This is a genomic window from Heminiphilus faecis, from assembly GCF_008728965.1.
Lineage (GTDB): Bacteria > Bacteroidota > Bacteroidia > Bacteroidales > Muribaculaceae > Muribaculum > Muribaculum faecis.
The window spans coordinates 21,667-39,745 of record NZ_VSMC01000027.1 but is presented as its reverse complement, the minus strand read 5'-3'; the positions used below and the strand labels follow the sequence as shown (position 1 = coordinate 39,745).

General features: G+C 49.2%; 14 protein-coding genes. 13 read left to right on the top strand and 1 reads right to left on the bottom strand.

What is annotated here, in order from left to right; translation table 11 throughout:
* Positions 1-63 precede the first annotated feature (63 nt).
* On the bottom strand, positions 64-369 hold the full coding sequence (locus FW767_RS13445; protein WP_317133127.1) for a DUF6597 domain-containing transcriptional factor: 306 nt from the start codon (positions 367-369) through the stop codon (positions 64-66).
* A 258-nt stretch (positions 370-627) separates the two neighbouring features.
* On the opposite strand from FW767_RS13445, the gene FW767_RS10925 reads away from it, so the two are divergent.
* The 13 genes from FW767_RS10925 (at position 628) to argC (ending at position 18,068) form a co-directional block, all read left to right on the top strand.
* Positions 628-4,104 carry an alpha-L-rhamnosidase gene (locus tag FW767_RS10925; protein WP_150980604.1) on the top strand — a complete coding sequence of 1,159 codons (3,477 nt, stop codon included), beginning with the start codon at positions 628-630 and terminating at the stop codon, positions 4,102-4,104.
* A 221-nt stretch (positions 4,105-4,325) separates the two neighbouring features.
* Entirely contained in the window at positions 4,326-5,237 is a 912-nt protein-coding gene (locus FW767_RS10920; protein WP_147438807.1) for a hypothetical protein, read from the top strand.
* A gap of 340 nt (positions 5,238-5,577) precedes the next feature.
* Positions 5,578-7,404 carry a dihydroxy-acid dehydratase gene (ilvD, locus tag FW767_RS10915; protein ID WP_121700033.1) on the top strand — a complete coding sequence of 609 codons (1,827 nt, stop codon included), beginning with the start codon at positions 5,578-5,580 and terminating at the stop codon, positions 7,402-7,404.
* A gap of 33 nt (positions 7,405-7,437) precedes the next feature.
* Positions 7,438-9,156 (top strand): biosynthetic-type acetolactate synthase large subunit, encoded by a 1,719-nt coding sequence (ilvB, locus tag FW767_RS10910; protein WP_121700032.1) that lies wholly within the window; start codon positions 7,438-7,440, stop codon positions 9,154-9,156.
* Between the two features lie 31 nt (positions 9,157-9,187).
* Complete coding sequence (gene ilvN / locus FW767_RS10905; protein ID WP_121700031.1) at positions 9,188-9,742, top strand: acetolactate synthase small subunit; 555 nt, start codon at positions 9,188-9,190, stop codon at positions 9,740-9,742.
* On the top strand, positions 9,727-10,488 hold the full coding sequence (locus tag FW767_RS10900) for an acyl-[acyl-carrier-protein] thioesterase (protein ID WP_121700030.1): 762 nt from the start codon (positions 9,727-9,729) through the stop codon (positions 10,486-10,488). The genes ilvN and FW767_RS10900 overlap by 16 nt, the downstream gene beginning before the upstream one ends.
* A gap of 19 nt (positions 10,489-10,507) precedes the next feature.
* Positions 10,508-11,551, top strand: a complete 1,044-nt coding sequence (ilvC, locus tag FW767_RS10895) for a ketol-acid reductoisomerase (protein WP_121700029.1) — start codon at positions 10,508-10,510, stop codon at positions 11,549-11,551.
* 356 nt (positions 11,552-11,907) lie between these two features.
* Positions 11,908-12,675, top strand: a complete 768-nt coding sequence (locus tag FW767_RS10890) for a toll/interleukin-1 receptor domain-containing protein (RefSeq protein WP_148464219.1) — start codon at positions 11,908-11,910, stop codon at positions 12,673-12,675.
* A 12-nt stretch (positions 12,676-12,687) separates the two neighbouring features.
* Positions 12,688-14,586 carry a WD40 repeat domain-containing protein gene (locus FW767_RS10885; protein ID WP_148464220.1) on the top strand — a complete coding sequence of 633 codons (1,899 nt, stop codon included), beginning with the start codon at positions 12,688-12,690 and terminating at the stop codon, positions 14,584-14,586.
* A 117-nt stretch (positions 14,587-14,703) separates the two neighbouring features.
* Positions 14,704-15,240: an arginine repressor gene (locus tag FW767_RS10880; protein WP_121700027.1), complete on the top strand. Its 537-nt coding sequence runs from the start codon at positions 14,704-14,706 to the stop codon at positions 15,238-15,240.
* A 33-nt stretch (positions 15,241-15,273) separates the two neighbouring features.
* Positions 15,274-15,837 (top strand): GNAT family N-acetyltransferase, encoded by a 564-nt coding sequence (locus tag FW767_RS10875; protein ID WP_121700026.1) that lies wholly within the window; start codon positions 15,274-15,276, stop codon positions 15,835-15,837.
* Between the two features lie 45 nt (positions 15,838-15,882).
* Positions 15,883-17,100 carry an argininosuccinate synthase gene (locus tag FW767_RS10870; RefSeq protein WP_121700025.1) on the top strand — a complete coding sequence of 406 codons (1,218 nt, stop codon included), beginning with the start codon at positions 15,883-15,885 and terminating at the stop codon, positions 17,098-17,100.
* Positions 17,097-18,068 (top strand): N-acetyl-gamma-glutamyl-phosphate reductase, encoded by a 972-nt coding sequence (gene argC, locus FW767_RS10865; protein ID WP_121700024.1) that lies wholly within the window; start codon positions 17,097-17,099, stop codon positions 18,066-18,068. The genes FW767_RS10870 and argC overlap by 4 nt, the downstream gene beginning before the upstream one ends.
* Positions 18,069-18,079: the final 11 nt, after the last annotated feature.

Genomic DNA, 18,079 nt, shown 5'->3' with positions numbered 1-18,079 from the left:
ATAGATGAATATCTCAAAAGGCACTATTAGAACGCCCAACACAGATTGACTACTGCTCGGTTATCACCCAAAATGTCCACTTAGCACTTTTGATATACAATCCATCACCCCAAATGTCCAACCTGCCGCATATCCACATGAACTTACATGCGCGGAAAAGTTTACCTGACCGCTGATAGTGAACATGCTTTGACTGCTGTTCAACTCCGGAATAAACAATGGAGTGCCCTTATGAAATATTAGTTGCGTACATCCGATAGGAAATGTAAGTACATTGAATCCTCTGACGCTATTCAATATATAATAGTATCGCACATAGGACCGCAACGGCTCACAAGGCCTTATGAAAAGTATCTCCGCATCACCCATCAATCTACCTGTTCAGCAGTATTCACACATAAAAACATTGTGGTTTTACAAATATAGCGATTTTATTTGCTCTGAACGAATGTATGACATAAATTTCGCAAAAGAAAGCTTCCCGCAAAGTATTAAGGGCCACTAAATTATTTTATATCAAACAGCTCCAGCGCATGATAAAATTCAACTATAGACTTGATAAGAAATGTAAATCTTGGTAACTTTACAACTGTTATCATTTTGTTTATTTATAGTCATGAAATCATAATGAACCGTATTATCATATCGTTATTTTATACCATAGCATTGTTCTCAGCCATATTTTCATCGGCTTGTCCAACAGATCTTACTGTCGAATATCAAATCAAGCCTATGGGAGTGGATGAACCGCATCCGAGATTCGGATGGAAAATGAAGCATGATACGTTGCGACGCGGACAGACGCAACGGTCTTACCGCATAATTGTGACTGATGAAAACGGCATGACAACATGGGATACGGGCGACATAAATTCAACAAAATCGGTCGGAATTGTATACAGAGGAGCGAGATTGAAGTCGGCTACACGCTATTCATGGAGAGTAGAGACCGTTGACGAATGCGGCAACAAAGCATCGGCTACATCTTTTTTTGAAACAGGACTTGCTGTTGACAGCCAATTGTCATATGACAACTGGGACGATGCCCGATGGATAGGCGACAATAATGACAATCTGGTTTTACATGCCCACTATCTGCCGGTGTTCCGACTGAGCTATTCCGTGCAACTTTTGGAAAACACGAAGAAAGCTTCATTTATATATGGAGCAAATGACACTCGGCTTATGAAGCCTGAATTTAACGAATATGGACTTTGCGCCGGACGCGACTCGGCCTACATAAGGCTTGAATTGGACTCCACCCCAATTGACTCGGGCAGACACGCACGCCTTAACATATACAGAGTAGGTTATCATCCTGATGACCGTGAGAGTGTGCCGCTAAAAAGTCTTACACTTTCTGCCGTGACACAAGAAAACCGCATGCAGCCACATGAAATCAAGGTGGCTTCCAACTTAGGCATAACCACTATATCGGTCGATGCCGACACTTTGGAGTCCTTTGTGATCAATCCTCACGGAGGTGGCGGCGATTTTATAGCTTATCCTGTAGTCGGTGACATAGGATATTGTCTACCCGCCAATGGCAAGGCCCTGTTCTACGACTTCACTTTATCACATTTTCGAAGTCCGTCCAACTCGATTGTTTCACTTCCTCCGGTCACTGTTTCAGGAGGCAAGGACGGCAGCATGACATTCCGGCAATTGCCCGAACGTGGTATGCCTATGCTGCGACACACATTTCAGATTGCCGACAAGCCAATAGCCAAAGCGCGGGTCTATGCTACCGCACGCGGCATATATGACCTATACATAAACGGCAGTCGTATAAACTCATCATATTTCAGTCCCGGATCCACACAATACAACAAAACTCACCGATATCAAATCTACGACATAACAGAACTGCTTTACAAAGGGCCAAATGCCATAGGGGTACAGTTGGCCGAAGGCTGGTGGAGCGGAGGCGCGACATTCATGGGCGAGAATTGGAATGTGTTTGGCGACAGGCAGTCGTTTTTGGGAAAAATAAAAATAACATACGCTGACGGCACGGAACAGACTGTCGTATCAAAGCCTGAAACATGGCGCGTATCTAATGACGGGCCGCTCAGATATTCGAGCTTTTTCCAAGGCGAGATATACGATGCGGTCAGGGAGGAGAATTTTGACGGATGGAGCACAGCACTATATGACGACCACACATGGCATGGTGCCGTAGAAATCGACACTAAACATACCGTAGCAAAATGCGGAAGTCATGAAATGCCTCGAGTCGATGATTTTTCACTATTGAAACTATCGGCTCATGGCGGGACCGAAATCATAGAAGTCGACCGACTTCAGGCTATAACGGCCGAAGAAGTATCACCGGGCGTATGGATATATGATATGGGGCAGAATTTTGCAGGGGTGCCTGAAATCGATTTTGACGGATTGCCTCGGGGCACGACGGTCACAATGCGTTTTGCCGAAATGACATATCCGGATCTTCCGGAACACAAAGGACGACAACGTCATCTTATGGTAGAAAATATAAGGGCGGCAATGAACCGCGACATATACATAGCCCGTGGAGGCAGGGAAAGTTTCTCTCCGCGCGGTACCTATCACGGTTACCGTTATATAGAGATAAGCGGTATTGACCATGCTCTCCCACTTGACCGCGTCAAAGGCAGAGTACTTAGCTCAATACATACAGTATCAGCCCGTTACGAAACCTCACCTCCAGACATAAACCGTCTATGGCACAATATCATATGGTCATCACGAGCCAACTTTATGTCAATACCCACCGACTGCCCGCAACGCAACGAGCGCATGGGCTGGGCCGGTGATATATCCGTATTCTCCCCAACAGCCGTGTATATGACCGGAGCTGACAAATTTCTTGACAATTATCTGACGGCCATGCGCGACGTACAGACGTCCGACGGCATGTTCCCGCATATAGCTCCCGTAGGAGGCGGCTTCGGCGGCATACTATGGGGAAGCGCCGGCATCACTGTTCCTTGGGAAGTGTATTGCCATTATGCCGACACTGCATTAGTGACAAACCATTATCCGGCGATGAAGAGTTATATCGAATATATCGCCAACAACACCATGGACAACAAAACAGGCCTTATAGTACAAAACCGACAATGGGGCGACCTCGCCGACTGGCTCGGGCCGGAGGATAGCGCCAATGACAAGTCGCTCCTCTGGGAGGCATATTATATTCACGATCTGGATCTTATGGCCAAGATGGCCGCTGTAGCCGGAATGAACGACGATGCCGCGAAATACCGTGACCTTGCAGAAGAGCGACGGCGTTTTTTCAACAACACGTATTTAGACAGAAAAACCGGCAAAACCATATTCTCAAAATTCATTCCTGATATGGAAGGAAAGATAATTGACACACAGACATCCTATCTTCTGCCCCTTGCTTTTGACATACCACATCCAGAGCAAAAAGAACCCGTAATACGCAATCTCATAGCCAGCATAGAGCGCTCCGATACGGCACGCTTCGGCTCGGCATGGCGTCCTTATTCGCTCCTTACGGGATTCATCGGCACAGCATGGATATCCGATGTGCTGACTGACAACGGCTTCAACGATACCGCCTACCGTCTGCTCCATTCCGTCCACTATCCGTCATGGCTTTATTCGGTAAAGCAAGGCGCGACAACAATATGGGAACGTCTGAACTCTTATACGCATACCGACGGGTTCGGAGGCAACAACGGCATGAACTCGTTCAATCACTATTCATTCGGGGCTGTCGGCGAATGGATGTGCAGCCGTTCGCTTGGCATTATGCGCGATGAGAATGCTCCGGCGTTCAGCCATTTCTTTCTGAAACCCCATATCGACCCTACAGGTATGATGACATACGCCCACGGACACTATGACTCGATGTACGGATCAATATACAGCGGATGGGAAATAAATGACAATGAAGTGACATACCGCTTTATAGTTCCGGCCAATACATCGGCGAGCCTATCAATCCCTGCCCGGTCGATTGATGACGTTACCGAAAGCGGCAATCCATTAAACAGCCCTGTCGACGGCATAAGTTCAGTTTCTGTAACCGACAGCATACTGACGGCCACTCTGTCGTCTGGCACCTACGTATTCAAAGTTAGACAATGAAAAAAACTATCCAAAGACTAAAAACCATTGCTACTCTCGATTTTGCATGATTAAGTTGCCGGAAAAAGCGTATAATATTACGGATATCCTCACTTATATATCATTATTCACATATATTGCACAATTACAGATATAAAGTTGTTATACAATTCAGATATGTCGCCGTACGATATTAAACTTTCTTACGGCGCCGGCATCTAAACTTATAAAAGTTGATTTTTATGAAACGGATATTACACCTCTTGGCTATCGCATTTGTAAGCCTTGCACTGATTGTTCCTCCGGTTGACGCTCAAAACCGCACGACCGGCAATCGAGGCAATCATTCGTCACAACAAACCAACCGGCCCGAGAATCGCCCCGGCAATCGTCCGCAGAACAAACCGCAGAACCGCCCTCAACGTCCCGGCAACAACGGCAGCCACAACAGACCTGAGAACAAACCGCAGAACCGCCCTCAACGTCCCGGCAACAACGGCAGCCACAACAGGCCTCAGGACCGTCCGCACAACCGTCCTACACAAAACAGACCCAACAACAACTGGCACTACGGACGCCCCCAACAACCACGTCCGCCAAGACCGGGCATAGGCCACCTGCCTCCGGGTCATGCCCGGCCGCCGATGATGCATCCGCCTATGCGTCCTCACCGTCCGCGTCCGAGCAGGTGGAGCCGACCGGTACCTCCTCCGTCATGGCGTCCTCGTCCGCATGCTCCGTCATTTGCCGCCATTCTCGGCATCACTTTCGGAACAGCTCTTAACCTGTCGCTCGACTATCTTATCAACCACGGATATACGGTCGACGGCTATGGCAACAACGTAGTATACCTGCGCGACATCAACCAGTTCAATTACTATTGGCCCGACGCCACATTGTATTACGGCAACGGCGGGCTGGCACGCTCAGAGTTTCTGTACTCGACCTCCTATCCCGACATGATGCGCTACAACTCCTTGTACAATTCCTTTACAGGCACTTATGGCTCTCCTGTCAACTACTCAAACAGCGGAGCATCGCTATCAGCCACTTGGTTTGCACCCAACCGCGGCTACATAACACTGCAGTACAATCCGCAATACTCGCTCGGAGGGCAGGTACGTTACTTTACCTCACTGACTTTCGGCCTGTAATCAAAGCATAGTTTTTTGCTCATTTCCGCCCAAAATGAGCAAATGTAACCTTGCAACAGATTTTTGGATTAATTTCTTTCGCTATTATTTGTTTTTTATTGCAAAGTGTCATAAATTTGCATCGCTAACTTGCATTTAACAAAACACGATGACAACTACAGGTTGCATATTATCGATTGTCGTCCTACTATCGGTCGTCATTACCATCCTAAAATGCACAGGAGGGGCAATCGGTTGTATGTGACCGGCAAATAACAGCATAAATTGATGCCTCTCCACCGCACAAGCGGACAGAGAGGCATTTTAATTAATAAAAGTGACATAACTATTAATCACAATTATGGGCAGACAACTTAGAAGCGCAGCATCGACACAAGGACGCCGCATGGCAGGTGCCCGCGCATTATGGCGAGCCAACGGAATGAAAGACGAGCAGATAGGCAAGCCTATCATAGCCATCGTAAATTCATTCACCCAATTTGTACCGGGGCATACCCACCTCCACGAGATAGGACAGAAAGTAAAGGAAGAGATAGAACGTCTCGGATGCTTCGCAGCCGAGTTCAACACAATAGCTATTGACGACGGCATAGCCATGGGCCATGACGGCATGCTTTATTCCCTGCCGTCACGTGACCTCATAGCCGACTCTGTCGAGTATATGGTCAACGCCCACAAAGCCGACGCAATGGTATGCATATCAAACTGCGACAAAGTCACTCCGGGGATGCTTCTGGCTGCAATGAGGCTCAACATACCTGCAATATTCGTTTCAGGAGGTCCCATGGAAGCCGGCGAACTTGACGGACGCGCATTGGATTTGATCGACATAATGATTGACGCGGCCGATACATCGGTAAGCGATGACACCGTAACACTGCTTGAACGCAAAGGATGCCCTACCTGCGGCTCGTGTTCGGGTATGTTCACGGCCAATTCAATGAACTCGCTCAACGAAGCCATAGGACTCGCCCTGCCGGGCAACGGCACCATACTCGCCACTCATGCAAACAGAGAAAAACTATTTAGCGACGCGGCAAAACGCATAGTGAAAAACACCTACGCCTACTATAATGACGGTGACGAAAGCGTATTGCCTAAAAGCATAGCTACAAGAGAAGCCATGATGAACGCCATGGCCCTCGACATAGCCATGGGAGGATCGACCAACACAGTACTGCACCTGCTTGCTGTGGCAAATGAGGCAGGCGTAAACTTCACCATGGCCGACATTGACGCACTGTCAAGAGTTACCCCCGTGCTCTGCAAGGTAGCGCCCAACTCGTCATACCACATACAGGATGTAAACCGTGCAGGAGGCATATTGTCAATAATGAAGCAGCTTGCCGACAAAGGACTCGTGGACACATCGGTAAAACGAGTCGACGGAATGACTCTCGGAGAAGCCATAGAGACCTATGCCATCGAAGGCCGCAACTTCACTGACGAGGCGTCGCAGCTGTGGCTCAGCGCTCCCGGAGGAGGCCGCAATCTTAAACTCGGTTCTCAATCGGCCACATACAAAGAGCTCGATACCGACCGTACCAGAGGCTGTATAAGAGACTTCGAACACGCCTATGTCAAAGACGGCGGACTTGCGGTGTTGCGCGGCAATATCGCGGTCGACGGATGCGTTGTAAAAACAGCCGGCGTAGATGAAAGCATATTTCACTTCCGCGGCCCGGCAAAGGTATTCCGCTCACAGGAAGAAGCCGTTGACGGCATACTGCGCGACAAAGTAGTAAGCGGCGACGTAGTGGTCATAACACATGAAGGTCCCAAGGGAGGTCCCGGCATGCAGGAGATGCTCTACCCTACAAGCTACATAAAATCAAAACATCTCGGTAAAGAGTGTGCGCTCATAACCGACGGACGCTTCTCCGGCGGTACTTCGGGGCTGTCCATCGGACACATATCACCTGAAGCGGCCGCGGGCGGAGCCATAGGACTTGTCCGCGACGGCGACATAATAGACATAAACATACCCTCACGCACCATAAATGTGCTTCTATCCGATGAAGAGCTTGCATCTCGAAGGCTTGCCGAGGAGGCACGAGGCAAAGACGCCTTCACTCCGGCAGGACGCGACAGAGAAGTCTCGAAAGCATTGAAGGCTTACGCGGCTATGGTAACGTCGGCCGACAAGGGAGGAGTAAGAGAATTGTAATAACGAATCACAACAGAGACATCATTATATTATATGAAAGAAATGATATCAGGTGCCGACGCTTTGATCCGCTCCCTCATATGCGAGGGAGTCGACCTCGTATTCGGTTATCCGGGAGGATCCATAATACCGGTATACGACAAGCTGTACGACTATCAGGACAGCCTGAAACACGTGTTGGTACGTCACGAACAGGGAGCCACACATGCCGCACAAGGATACGCGCGCGTCACCGGCCGCCCGGGAGTGGTGATAGTAACTTCCGGACCCGCCGCCACCAATGTAATAACTGGCATAGGCGACGCTCTTATGGACAGTACCCCGATGGTAGTCATAACAGGACAGGTAGCCACTCCGTTTCTCGGCTTTGACGCGTTTCAGGAAACCGACGTCGTAGGCATAACCCAGCCGTTATCAAAATGGAGCTATCAGATAAGACGTCCGCAGGATATAGCTTGGGCCGTGGCACGTGCGTTCTACATCGCATCCACAGGACGTCCCGGTCCGGTGGTGCTCGACTTCACCAAGGACGCGCAGACAGGCATGGTGGAGTTTGACGATTATAAGAAATGTGACTTCATACGTTCCTATACTCCTCGGCCTGAAATAAACGACGATGACCTGCGGCGCGTGGCCGATATGATTAACGCTGCCGAACGCCCAATGATACTGTCAGGACACGGAGTGATGATATCGCAGGCCGAGGCCGATCTTGCCGCCATGGCCGAAAAGGGCGACATACCGGTGGCAGCGACATTGCTCGGCCTGTCAACCATGCCGTCGGAACATCCTCTCTACAAAGGCATGCTCGGCATGCACGGCAACATAGGCCCGAACGTAAACACGAACAAAGCCGACTTGTTGATTGCCATAGGCATGCGATTTGACGACCGTGTCACCGGCAATGTAAAGACTTACGCGCCGGAGGCCAAAATCATACACATCGACATCGACGAGTCGGAATTTGACAAAAACATAGCCACGGCCGCCACCGTACACGGCGACGCAGGAGAGGTGCTGCGCATGCTGCTGCCTATGATAGAACCACGCAAGCACACCGAGTGGCTTGCCGAATTTGACATACCGGCACAGGTCGAATATGAGAAAGTGATAAAACGCGAAGTATATCCAGAGTCAGGACCGATGACCATGGGCGAAGTGGTAAACAAAGTGTCGGAAGCCACAGGCCACAAAGCCGTTGTAGTTACCGATGTCGGTCAGAACCAGATGTTTGCCGCCCGTTACTCGCGATACTCCGAACCCCGGTCCATCATAACCTCCGGAGGTCTCGGCACAATGGGTTTCGGACTGCCCGCTTCGATAGGGGCCAAAATGGGAGCTCCCGACCGCACGGTATGTTTCTTTACCGGCGACGGAGGCCTGCAGATGACAATACAGGAGCTCGGCACAATACTTGAGTACAACACCGACATAAAGATAATACTGCTTAACAACAACTTCCTCGGCAACGTGCGTCAGTGGCAGTCGCTGTTCTTTAACGACCGCTTCTCTCAGACTCCGCTTATAAACCCCGATTTCGTCATGATAGCCGAAGCCTATGGTATCGGAGCCGAGAATGTCGAGACCCGCGAGCAGCTTGACGGAGCCATACGGCGCATGCTGGATCATGACGGAGCATATCTTATAAATGTCAATATCGACGAAACCGATATGGTATTCCCGATGACTCCGGCAGGTGCAGATGTCAACAACATCATGCTAAACGCCACCGAGACTTATCCTATCGACTAACCGCAAAAACAAGCTGACAACACAACTGAATATGGACGAGCAATTATTTACAGTGACGGTATTTTCCGAAAACCAAGTGGGTCTGCTCAATCAGATATCCATCATTTTCACCCGCCGCTGTCTCAATATAGAGAGCCTGTCGGTGAGTCCCTCATCGATCAAAGGCATACACAAGTTCACCATAACCTGCTTCAGCAACCGCCCAATGATGGAGCGAGTGGTCAAGCAGATCGAGAAGCGCATAGACGTGCTCAAGTCATTTCTGTACACCGACGACGAGATAGTATATCAGGAAGTGGCGTTATACAAAGTGCCTACACCGCAACTGCTCGACGATAAGAACGTGGAGCTTATAATAAGACGTCATAATGCACGTATACTCGAAATAACCCGTGAGTATGTAGTACTTGAAAAAACCGGCCACTCCGACGAGACAGAAGCCCTTTTCGAAGAGTTGCGCAAATACGACATACGACAGTTTGTGCGGTCGGGACGCGTAGCCGTCACCAAGGACACTCACGAATATCTCAACATGTATCTTGACGAGCAGGAGCGTCGCAAATCGCACCAATGTCCGGCCCTATAAAGGAGTACATAAAACACTATACTCTCACCGCTCCGGAGTGCAGCCCGCAGGCCATCATGCCGCTGACACTGCTTGCCGGACGCGTAATCGAGACCGCGACCTATCACGCCAACGACCTCGGAATAGGTTACGCCCGGCTGCTCGCCGACGGCAAAGCATGGGTGCTCTCGCGCCTGTCAATCGAAATGCGACGATGGCCCTCGGTTAGCGAAGAGTACACACTGCGCACATGGATCGAAGGCTTCAACCGCCACTTCTCGGAGCGCAACTTCGAGATTACGGGCCTCGACGACGAAGTGCTGGGCCACGCCCGGTCCATATGGATGGCTATCGACATCAAAGAGCGTCAGGGAGGCGACCTGTCCATGCTCGACGCGCTGCGCGACACCGTGTGCGACCGCCCGTGTCCCATGGAAAAGACAAGGCGTTTCTCGCCCGTGGGCGACACAGCCGACTACGAAAGCCGCTACCGGTTCAGATACTGCGACTGCGATTTCAACCGGCATGTCAACACACTTCGGTATATCGAGCTGATCCAAAACCGCTGGGACATGGACTTCTATGACAGCCACCGCGTGAGCCGGTTCGACATAGCGTTCATGCACGAAGCGAAGTGCGCGCAGGAGGCCATGCTGCTGATCCGCGATGACGGCGACGACAACTACAGCGCCGAGATAACGATCGACGGCGAAGCGGTGAGCCGCGCACGCATGGCATTTACCGATTATGAATATAAACAACTATAACATCTAACATTTAATTCTTATGGCAAAATTGAATTTTGGCGGAGTTGAGGAGAATGTCATCATCCGCGAAGAGTTTCCTTTGGAAAAGGCGAGAGAGATACTCAAAGACGAGACAATAGCAGTGATCGGCTACGGTGTTCAGGGTCCGGGCCAGAGCATGAACCTGCGCGACAACGGCTTCAATGTCATCGTGGGCCAGCGTCCCGGCAAGACCTATGAAAAGGCCGTGGCCGACGGATGGGTACCGGGCGAGACTCTCTTCGGCATCGAAGAGGCGTGCAAGCGCGGCACAATCATCATGTGTCTTCTTTCTGACGCAGCCGTCATGTCGGTATGGCCCACTATCAAGGAGTATCTTACACCCGGTAAGGCTCTCTACTTTTCTCACGGCTTCGCCATCACTTGGAGCGACCGCACAGGTGTTGTTCCCCCCAAAGACATCGACCTTATTCTTGTTGCGCCCAAGGGTTCGGGTACCTCACTGCGCACCATGTTCCTCGAAGGCCGCGGTCTAAACTCATCCTACGCCGTAGAGCAGGACTACACCGGCCGTGCATTCGATCGCACAATAGCACTCGGCATCGGCATCGGTTCGGGATATCTGTTCGAAACCACATTCAAGCGTGAAGCCACATCCGACCTTACAGGAGAGCGCGGCTCGCTGATGGGCGCCATACAGGGTCTTCTCCTTGCCCAGTATGAAGTGCTCCGCGAAAACGGTCACACTCCTTCCGAAGCCTTCAACGAAACGGTAGAGGAACTTACACAGTCGCTTATGCCGCTTTTTGCCAAAAACGGCATGGACTGGATGTATGCCAACTGCTCGACCACCGCACAGCGCGGCGCCCTTGACTGGATGGGCCCGTTCCACGATGCTGTCAAGCCTGTGGTAGAAAAACTTTACGAGAGCGTAAAGACCGGCAACGAAGCCCAGATATCGATTGACAGCAACTCCAAGCCCGATTATCGCGAAAAGCTCGAAGAGGAACTCAAAGCCCTCCGCGAGAGCGAAATGTGGCAGACTGCCGTCACCGTACGCAAACTCCGTCCCGAAAACAACTGATAACCACATCCATTACAGACAGGAGAGGCTGCGCCATAATTAACGTATATGGCGCAGCCTCTCTTTTTTTGTTTTAAAGGGGTCAGTAGCAAAAGCCGGTTGAAGTGCTAAAATATAACGGATTGGTAGGGGCGCCGGTAGTACGGCGCCCGCGAATCCGGACGGTCTACCGCAGAGCAATTGTATAAGACCATGCGGGCCGCAGCCGGACGCCGTGGTACTGGCGTCCCTACCAACATTGGCCGTTTAACAACCGCGTTTTTACATTGCCCCCTTTAAAGCCGATTATAGCAAAAGCATATTACAGATTCACCGGAAAATAATTACATTTGCATATCAGCCAAAAATTATCGCATATGGTACCCGGAAATATCAAGGAATATCTTGCATTTATAAGTTATCAACGAGATGATGAAAACTTCGCCGAATGGCTTCAACATCAGCTTGAACATTACCGAATACCCATAAATGTACTGGAAGCCCAGCCGGAGCTTAATGATTGCCGGCGTAAAATATTTCTTGACAAGACCGAACTGTCAGGTGGAATCCTAAGTGACGAAATCGACAAGGCACTCATGTCATCCCACTTCCTTATCGTATTATGTTCTCCATCGTCAGCAAAATCCAAATGGGTTGATAAAGAAATCAGACGTTTTCTTAGCCTGAACGGAAGGACCAGTGTCATACCATTGATAATATCAGGCACACCTTATGCACAAAACCCTGAAGAAGAATGTTTTGCCCCTGCGTTGAGAGAGTTGAGAAATACATCGGATGAGATTTTGGGTATAAATGTGTCAGAGATGGGCCGTGAGGTGGCATCAATAAAAGCCATAGCCTTTATGCTCAGCTTAAAATTTGACACGTTGTGGCAACGATATGAAAGAGACAAGGAAGTAGAACGACAACGCCTGATAGATGAGCGGAATAAACTACTTCGACTCCAAAGCATGTTTCTGTCTGAAAAATCGACGGCAGAATTATCAGCGGGAAATCTTTCAGTCGCACGTCTGCTGGCATTGAAAGCCTTGCCCTCTGACATTGACAATCCTGACCGCCCACTGGTTAAAGAGGCTGACAATGCTTTGAGAAAAGCCATGTCGACAATGAGCAACACGTTCTGAGAGAATGGTCCTATGCGCGCTATCGCCATCGATTCAGCAAATGACCGTATTATTATAGGAGGTGACAACCGCTGTATCAAATGGTGGGGGCTGTCCGACGGAAAAGTGCTGCACTCTGTTGAAAAGATGAGCAGGATAAATTCAATACGCCTTTCATCTGATGCGTCAATGATTGTTGTATCAACTTATAAAGGCCATGTCATAGTATTTGACGCCAACGGCGTGGAATTAAAGCGTTTCAAGAACCAGCCCGGTCCTATATACGATGCCGTCTTAAGTCATGATATGAGTATCTTAATCGTAGCCTCGGCCAACGGCCTTATATACAAATACGATTTTACTACTTCAGAGCTTCTGTCGAAAGTAGACGCCCATAAAATCAGAAGCATAAAATCTGTCGACATCAGCTGCGATGACCGTTTCATCGTATCTTCCTCCGGTGACGGGCATGTAAAAATATGGGACAGCAGTTCAATGTCGTTAATCAATCTACTGAATTTTAAGGATGAAGCGCTTACTTCATCGCGTTTTAGCCCTGACGGCAAGCATATTCTCATTACATCAAACAGTGGAACGGTAAGATTATTCAATCTTGAGACAAATGAGATAATATGGGCCGAAGATATATCGGAAGTATGTATACGTTGCGGCTCATTCAGTAAAGACGGCACACTGATAGCCTTAGGCGAGAGTTATGGAGTCATGAGAATCGTAAATGCCGCGACAGGAAGGACAGAAAAGATATTTGAAGTCCATACCGACGCCATTAACGATGTCGAGTTTGGGAAAGACGACAGCATCGTAGTTACAGCTTCGCACGATAATTCAGTCCATATTCAGGAAATAAAGAGCAATATGGCGGATTTCCAATCGGAGACTTTCGACATACACGGCACAGATATATCCATGCATCCTTTTGAAAGCATAATAGCCGCAATCACACAACACGGGCATCCGGCAACTTATAACTATGATACCGATAAGAAGCTTGTACTCCCGACAAGCAATAGCCGTATAGCAGCTATTGCATTCAGCAACATATCAGGCATATTGACAGGAGTATTGATTGACCGCGACACCAACGGAAACCGCCATGTCACCACTTGGGACTCCGCCACGGGTGAAATAACCAAAACATTTAATTGCCACACTGTCAAAGACAATAATATACGTTATTCATTTTATGATGAGGACATGAATATCGGCGGACTCTCCAAGCCCGCGACAATACCCGATTTGACTATCCGGTATTCATTTGATGACAGACTATTGGCAATATCCGATGATAAAAAGATAGAATTGTTTAATCCCGTAAACGGGAAAAGGTTAAGGACGATAAACGGGATAAAAGGAGGCATCAAATGCTTTGATTTCAGTCCGATAGACAACAATATTGCAGTAGGAGGCAATTCAGGGACATTTCATGTCATTGACGCCGTATCCGAGCGAATATTATACACCCGCAACTTTAAACCGGAAAGAGTGGTATGTGTAGCTTATTCCCGTAACGGATGTCGCATAGCCATAGCATTAAGTTCTAAATCCACAGTCATATACGATTCGACTTTAGACCAAGTGATAACAAGAATCGATTCAGAATGGCCAATTAAAGCAATCACATTCATGCATAACGATTGTTATTTAATTGTCGCGACCACACAAGGGCTTGAGATTCATGACTTATTGTCAGATACATCCGCTGATAAACAGGCAATGAACAAATACCAGAATATCGATACCTTGGTTACAAAGGATGAATACATTTATTTCTCATCAAAATCACATACCGTCGGGCGCATATACTTCCCTCTCAAAAAAACTCTCAGGGAGCTTATAGACGATGCCCGGCGGGCGTTAGGCGAATTTGAGTTGACAGAAGAGCAACGTCACAAATTTTACTTGGATGTGTGATTAACCCGACAGGCAGACCGCATTTTGCAAGAAATATGCATAAAAATTCACAAATCTCTCGGTTTTATTATTTTTTGTTAGTAAATTTGCCACCTCAAAAATAATTCAGCACAGAATATGAGCAAACGTCAGACTCGATTACTGGCAATACTGGAGATACTCACCAATAACTGCATCGGAAGTCAGGATGAACTTTCGAGGCTGCTTGCCGCGCGCGGTTTTCTGGTGACACAGGCCACCCTGTCACGTGACCTCAAGAGACTGCGCACCACCAAAGTACCGGCCGACTACGGAGGTTATCGCTACATAGTGCCCAATCCGGGCGACATACCCGAGGATGAAGTGTACGAGTCCATACCCTCCACGGCCCAGTCAGGCACTCACGAGGCTGTACAGTCGGTGGCGTTTTCAGGCACACTAATGGTGTTCAGAACTCTTGAAGGTTATGCCAGCGGACTTGCCTATGACCTCGACCGACTTGACACGCCTTATATACTCGGCACAATAGCCGGAGCCGACACTGTCATACTCGTAGTGCCCGAGCATGCAAGCCGAGCCGAGATACTCGATTATTTTCACGACTTTCTTCCCGAAAGAGTATTATACAACGCGCGCAGAGAGTATTGCAGCGATACAATACCGACGATAAGATAAACAAATCATTAAGCATTATACATAATTTAAGAAATGGTAGATCCTTCAAAAATTGAAGTTGTCGTCGCTTCCGACGAGCATGTCAAGTATGTTGACGAAATACTTGACACGATCAACCGCGCCGCCAAGGTACGCGGCACCGGCATTGCCAAACGCTCTCCGGAGTATGTCAAACAGAAAATGCTCGAACACAAAGCCGTCGTGGCTCTGTGTGATGGCGAATTTGCCGGGTTCAGCTATATCGAAAGCTGGAGTAACAAAGAGTTTGTGGCAAACTCGGGACTTATCGTTGCTGACAAGTTTCGCGGCATAGGCCTCGCCTCCCGTATAAAACAGCGCATATTCAGGCTGTCGCGAGAAATGTTTCCGCAAGCAAAGATATTCTCGCTTACTACCGGAGCCGCAGTCATGAAGATGAACCATGACCTCGGATACCGCCCTGTGACATTTGACCAGCTCACTACCGACCCCGCCTTCTGGCGCGGATGCGAGAGCTGCGTTAACTTTGACATCCTGCAGCGCAACGGCGGTCACAAGTGTCTTTGCACAGGATTGCTCTATGACCCCTCGGAAGAGTATCATCAACACGAAAACTAATCATATAACTCAACTTATTCTCACCTCATAAATTAATTGACTGATATGGAAGATAAGAAAAAGGTAGTCCTCGCCTTCAGTGGAGGTCTCGATACATCATTTGCAGTAAAATATCTCTCTGAAGACTGTGGCTATGAAGTGTACACGGCTATCGCCAACACAGGCGGGTTCTCACCAGCCGAGCTGAAAGCTATCGAAAAACGCGCGCTCGACCTCGGAGCCAAGGGGCACGCCACACTCGATATAACGCAGGAGTATTATGACAAGAGCATCAAATATATGATTTTCGGCAACGTGCTCCGCAACGGCACCTACCCCATCTCGGTAAGCTCGGAACGTATATTTCAGGCCATAGCCATCATAAACTACGCTAAGTCCATAGGAGCCAAATACGTGGCCCACGGCAGCACAAGCGCAGGCAACGATCAGGTACGCTTCGACCTTACATTCCAGATACTCGCTCCTGAAATCGAAATCATCACTCCCACCCGCGATATGAACCTAACCCGCGAGTATGAGATAGAGTATCTTAAGAAGCACGGCTACGTGGCCGACTTCAAGAAACTCGAATACTCGATCAACAAAGGCCTCTGGGGTACTTCGGTCGGAGGTAAAGAAACCCTCCACAGCAACGAGACCCTGCCCGAAGAAGCATATCCGACCCAGATGACTGCCACAGCCGACAGCCGTCTTACTATAGACTTCAAAGAAGGCGAGATAGCAGCAATAAACGGCGAGCCATTCTCCGACAAGGTGAAAGCCATACAGAAGATCGAAGAACTTGTGGCTCCCTATGCCGTAGGACGCGACATGCACATCGGCGATACTATTATCGGCATAAAAGGTCGCGTAGGCTTCGAGGCCGGCGCACCTATGGTCATACTCGCCGCTCACAAGATGCTTGAGAAGCACACTCTCACAAAGTGGCAGCAATACTGGAAAGACCAGCTCGGCACTTGGTACGGCATGTTCCTGCATGAAGCACAGTATCTTGAGCCCGTAATGCGCGATATAGAGAAGTTCCTCGAATCATCGCAGCGCAACGTCACCGGACGCGTGCTGATAGATCTGAAACCCTATCGTTTCATCACCGTAGGCGTGGAGAGCGACTTCGACCTGATGAAGACCTCATTCGGCGAATACGGCGAGATAAGCAAGGGATGGACTGCCGATGACGTCAAAGGCTTCACCAAGATACTCGGCAACCAGATGAAGATATACTATTCCGTGCAAGAGCGTAACAACAAATCAGAAGAGGCATGATAAAAATCGGTATTATAGGAGGAGCGGGATATACCGCCGGCGAACTGTTGCGACTGCTCGTCAATCACCCCGATGCAGAGATAAAGTGGATACACAGCTCCAGCAATGCCGGCAATCCGGTAAGCAGCGTTCACCAAGGGCTTATCGGCGAAATTGACATGACGTTCACCGACACTCCGGCTCTTGACGATATAGACCTGCTGTTCTGTTGCACGCCACACGGCGACACCCGCAAGTTCATGGACAGCCACGACGTACCGGAAAACCTCAAAATAATCGACCTGTCGACCGACTACCGCATCGAGGACGGCACCCACGACTTTGTCTACGGACTGCCCGAGCTCAACCGCAAGCGCATAGTGCGCGGCGCCACCCGAGTAGCCAATCCCGGATGCTTCGCCACCGCCATACAGCTCGCACTGCTGCCTCTTGCCAAAAACCTCCTGCTCAACAGCGACATACATGTCACAGCCATAACCGGTTCTACGGGCGCAGGAGTAAAACCGTCGGCCACAAGCCACTTCTCATGGCGCAACAACAACGTGTCGATTTACAAACCGTTCAAGCACCAGCATCTGGCCGAGATACGACAGTCTCTGTCAAGCCTGCAATCGAGCTTCAAGGCCGATATAAACTTCATACCCGTGCGCGGATGTTTTGCCCGCGGCATCATGGCCATAATATACCTTGACTGCCCGGTTGACATAGACCAGATCAAAGCCCTGTATGAAGACTATTATTCTGACCATAACTTCACATTTGTCACCGACAAGGCTCCCGACCTGAAAGATGTTGTCAACACCAACAAGTGCATACTGCATCTTGAAAAGGTGGACGGCAAACTGCTCATAACCTCGGTTATAGACAATCTTGTCAAAGGCGCGTCGGGACAGGCTGTACACAACATGAACCTGCTTTTCGGGCTGCACGAGCGCGTAGGCTTACAGTTGAAGCCGTCGGCTTTTTAAACGTTTAAACA

What these genes read in the sequence shown, in the direction of transcription:
- FW767_RS10925 (WP_150980604.1), top strand. Translation starts at nt 628, where the DNA reads ATGAACCGTATTATCATATCGTTATTTTATACCATAGCATTGTTCTCA.
- argC (WP_121700024.1), top strand. Translation starts at nt 17,097, where the DNA reads ATGATAAAAATCGGTATTATAGGAGGAGCGGGATATACCGCCGGCGAA.
- FW767_RS10920 (WP_147438807.1), top strand. Translation starts at nt 4,326, where the DNA reads ATGAAACGGATATTACACCTCTTGGCTATCGCATTTGTAAGCCTTGCA.
- FW767_RS10890 (WP_148464219.1), top strand. Translation starts at nt 11,908, where the DNA reads ATGGTACCCGGAAATATCAAGGAATATCTTGCATTTATAAGTTATCAA.
- FW767_RS10870 (WP_121700025.1), top strand. Translation starts at nt 15,883, where the DNA reads ATGGAAGATAAGAAAAAGGTAGTCCTCGCCTTCAGTGGAGGTCTCGAT.
- FW767_RS10875 (WP_121700026.1), top strand. Translation starts at nt 15,274, where the DNA reads ATGGTAGATCCTTCAAAAATTGAAGTTGTCGTCGCTTCCGACGAGCAT.
- ilvD (WP_121700033.1), top strand. Translation starts at nt 5,578, where the DNA reads ATGGGCAGACAACTTAGAAGCGCAGCATCGACACAAGGACGCCGCATG.
- ilvN (WP_121700031.1), top strand. Translation starts at nt 9,188, where the DNA reads ATGGACGAGCAATTATTTACAGTGACGGTATTTTCCGAAAACCAAGTG.
- FW767_RS10880 (WP_121700027.1), top strand. Translation starts at nt 14,704, where the DNA reads ATGAGCAAACGTCAGACTCGATTACTGGCAATACTGGAGATACTCACC.
- FW767_RS10900 (WP_121700030.1), top strand. Translation starts at nt 9,727, where the DNA reads ATGTCCGGCCCTATAAAGGAGTACATAAAACACTATACTCTCACCGCT.
- FW767_RS13445 (WP_317133127.1), bottom strand. Translation starts at nt 369, where the DNA reads ATGGGTGATGCGGAGATACTTTTCATAAGGCCTTGTGAGCCGTTGCGG.
- ilvC (WP_121700029.1), top strand. Translation starts at nt 10,508, where the DNA reads ATGGCAAAATTGAATTTTGGCGGAGTTGAGGAGAATGTCATCATCCGC.
- FW767_RS10885 (WP_148464220.1), top strand. Translation starts at nt 12,688, where the DNA reads ATGCGCGCTATCGCCATCGATTCAGCAAATGACCGTATTATTATAGGA.
- ilvB (WP_121700032.1), top strand. Translation starts at nt 7,438, where the DNA reads ATGAAAGAAATGATATCAGGTGCCGACGCTTTGATCCGCTCCCTCATA.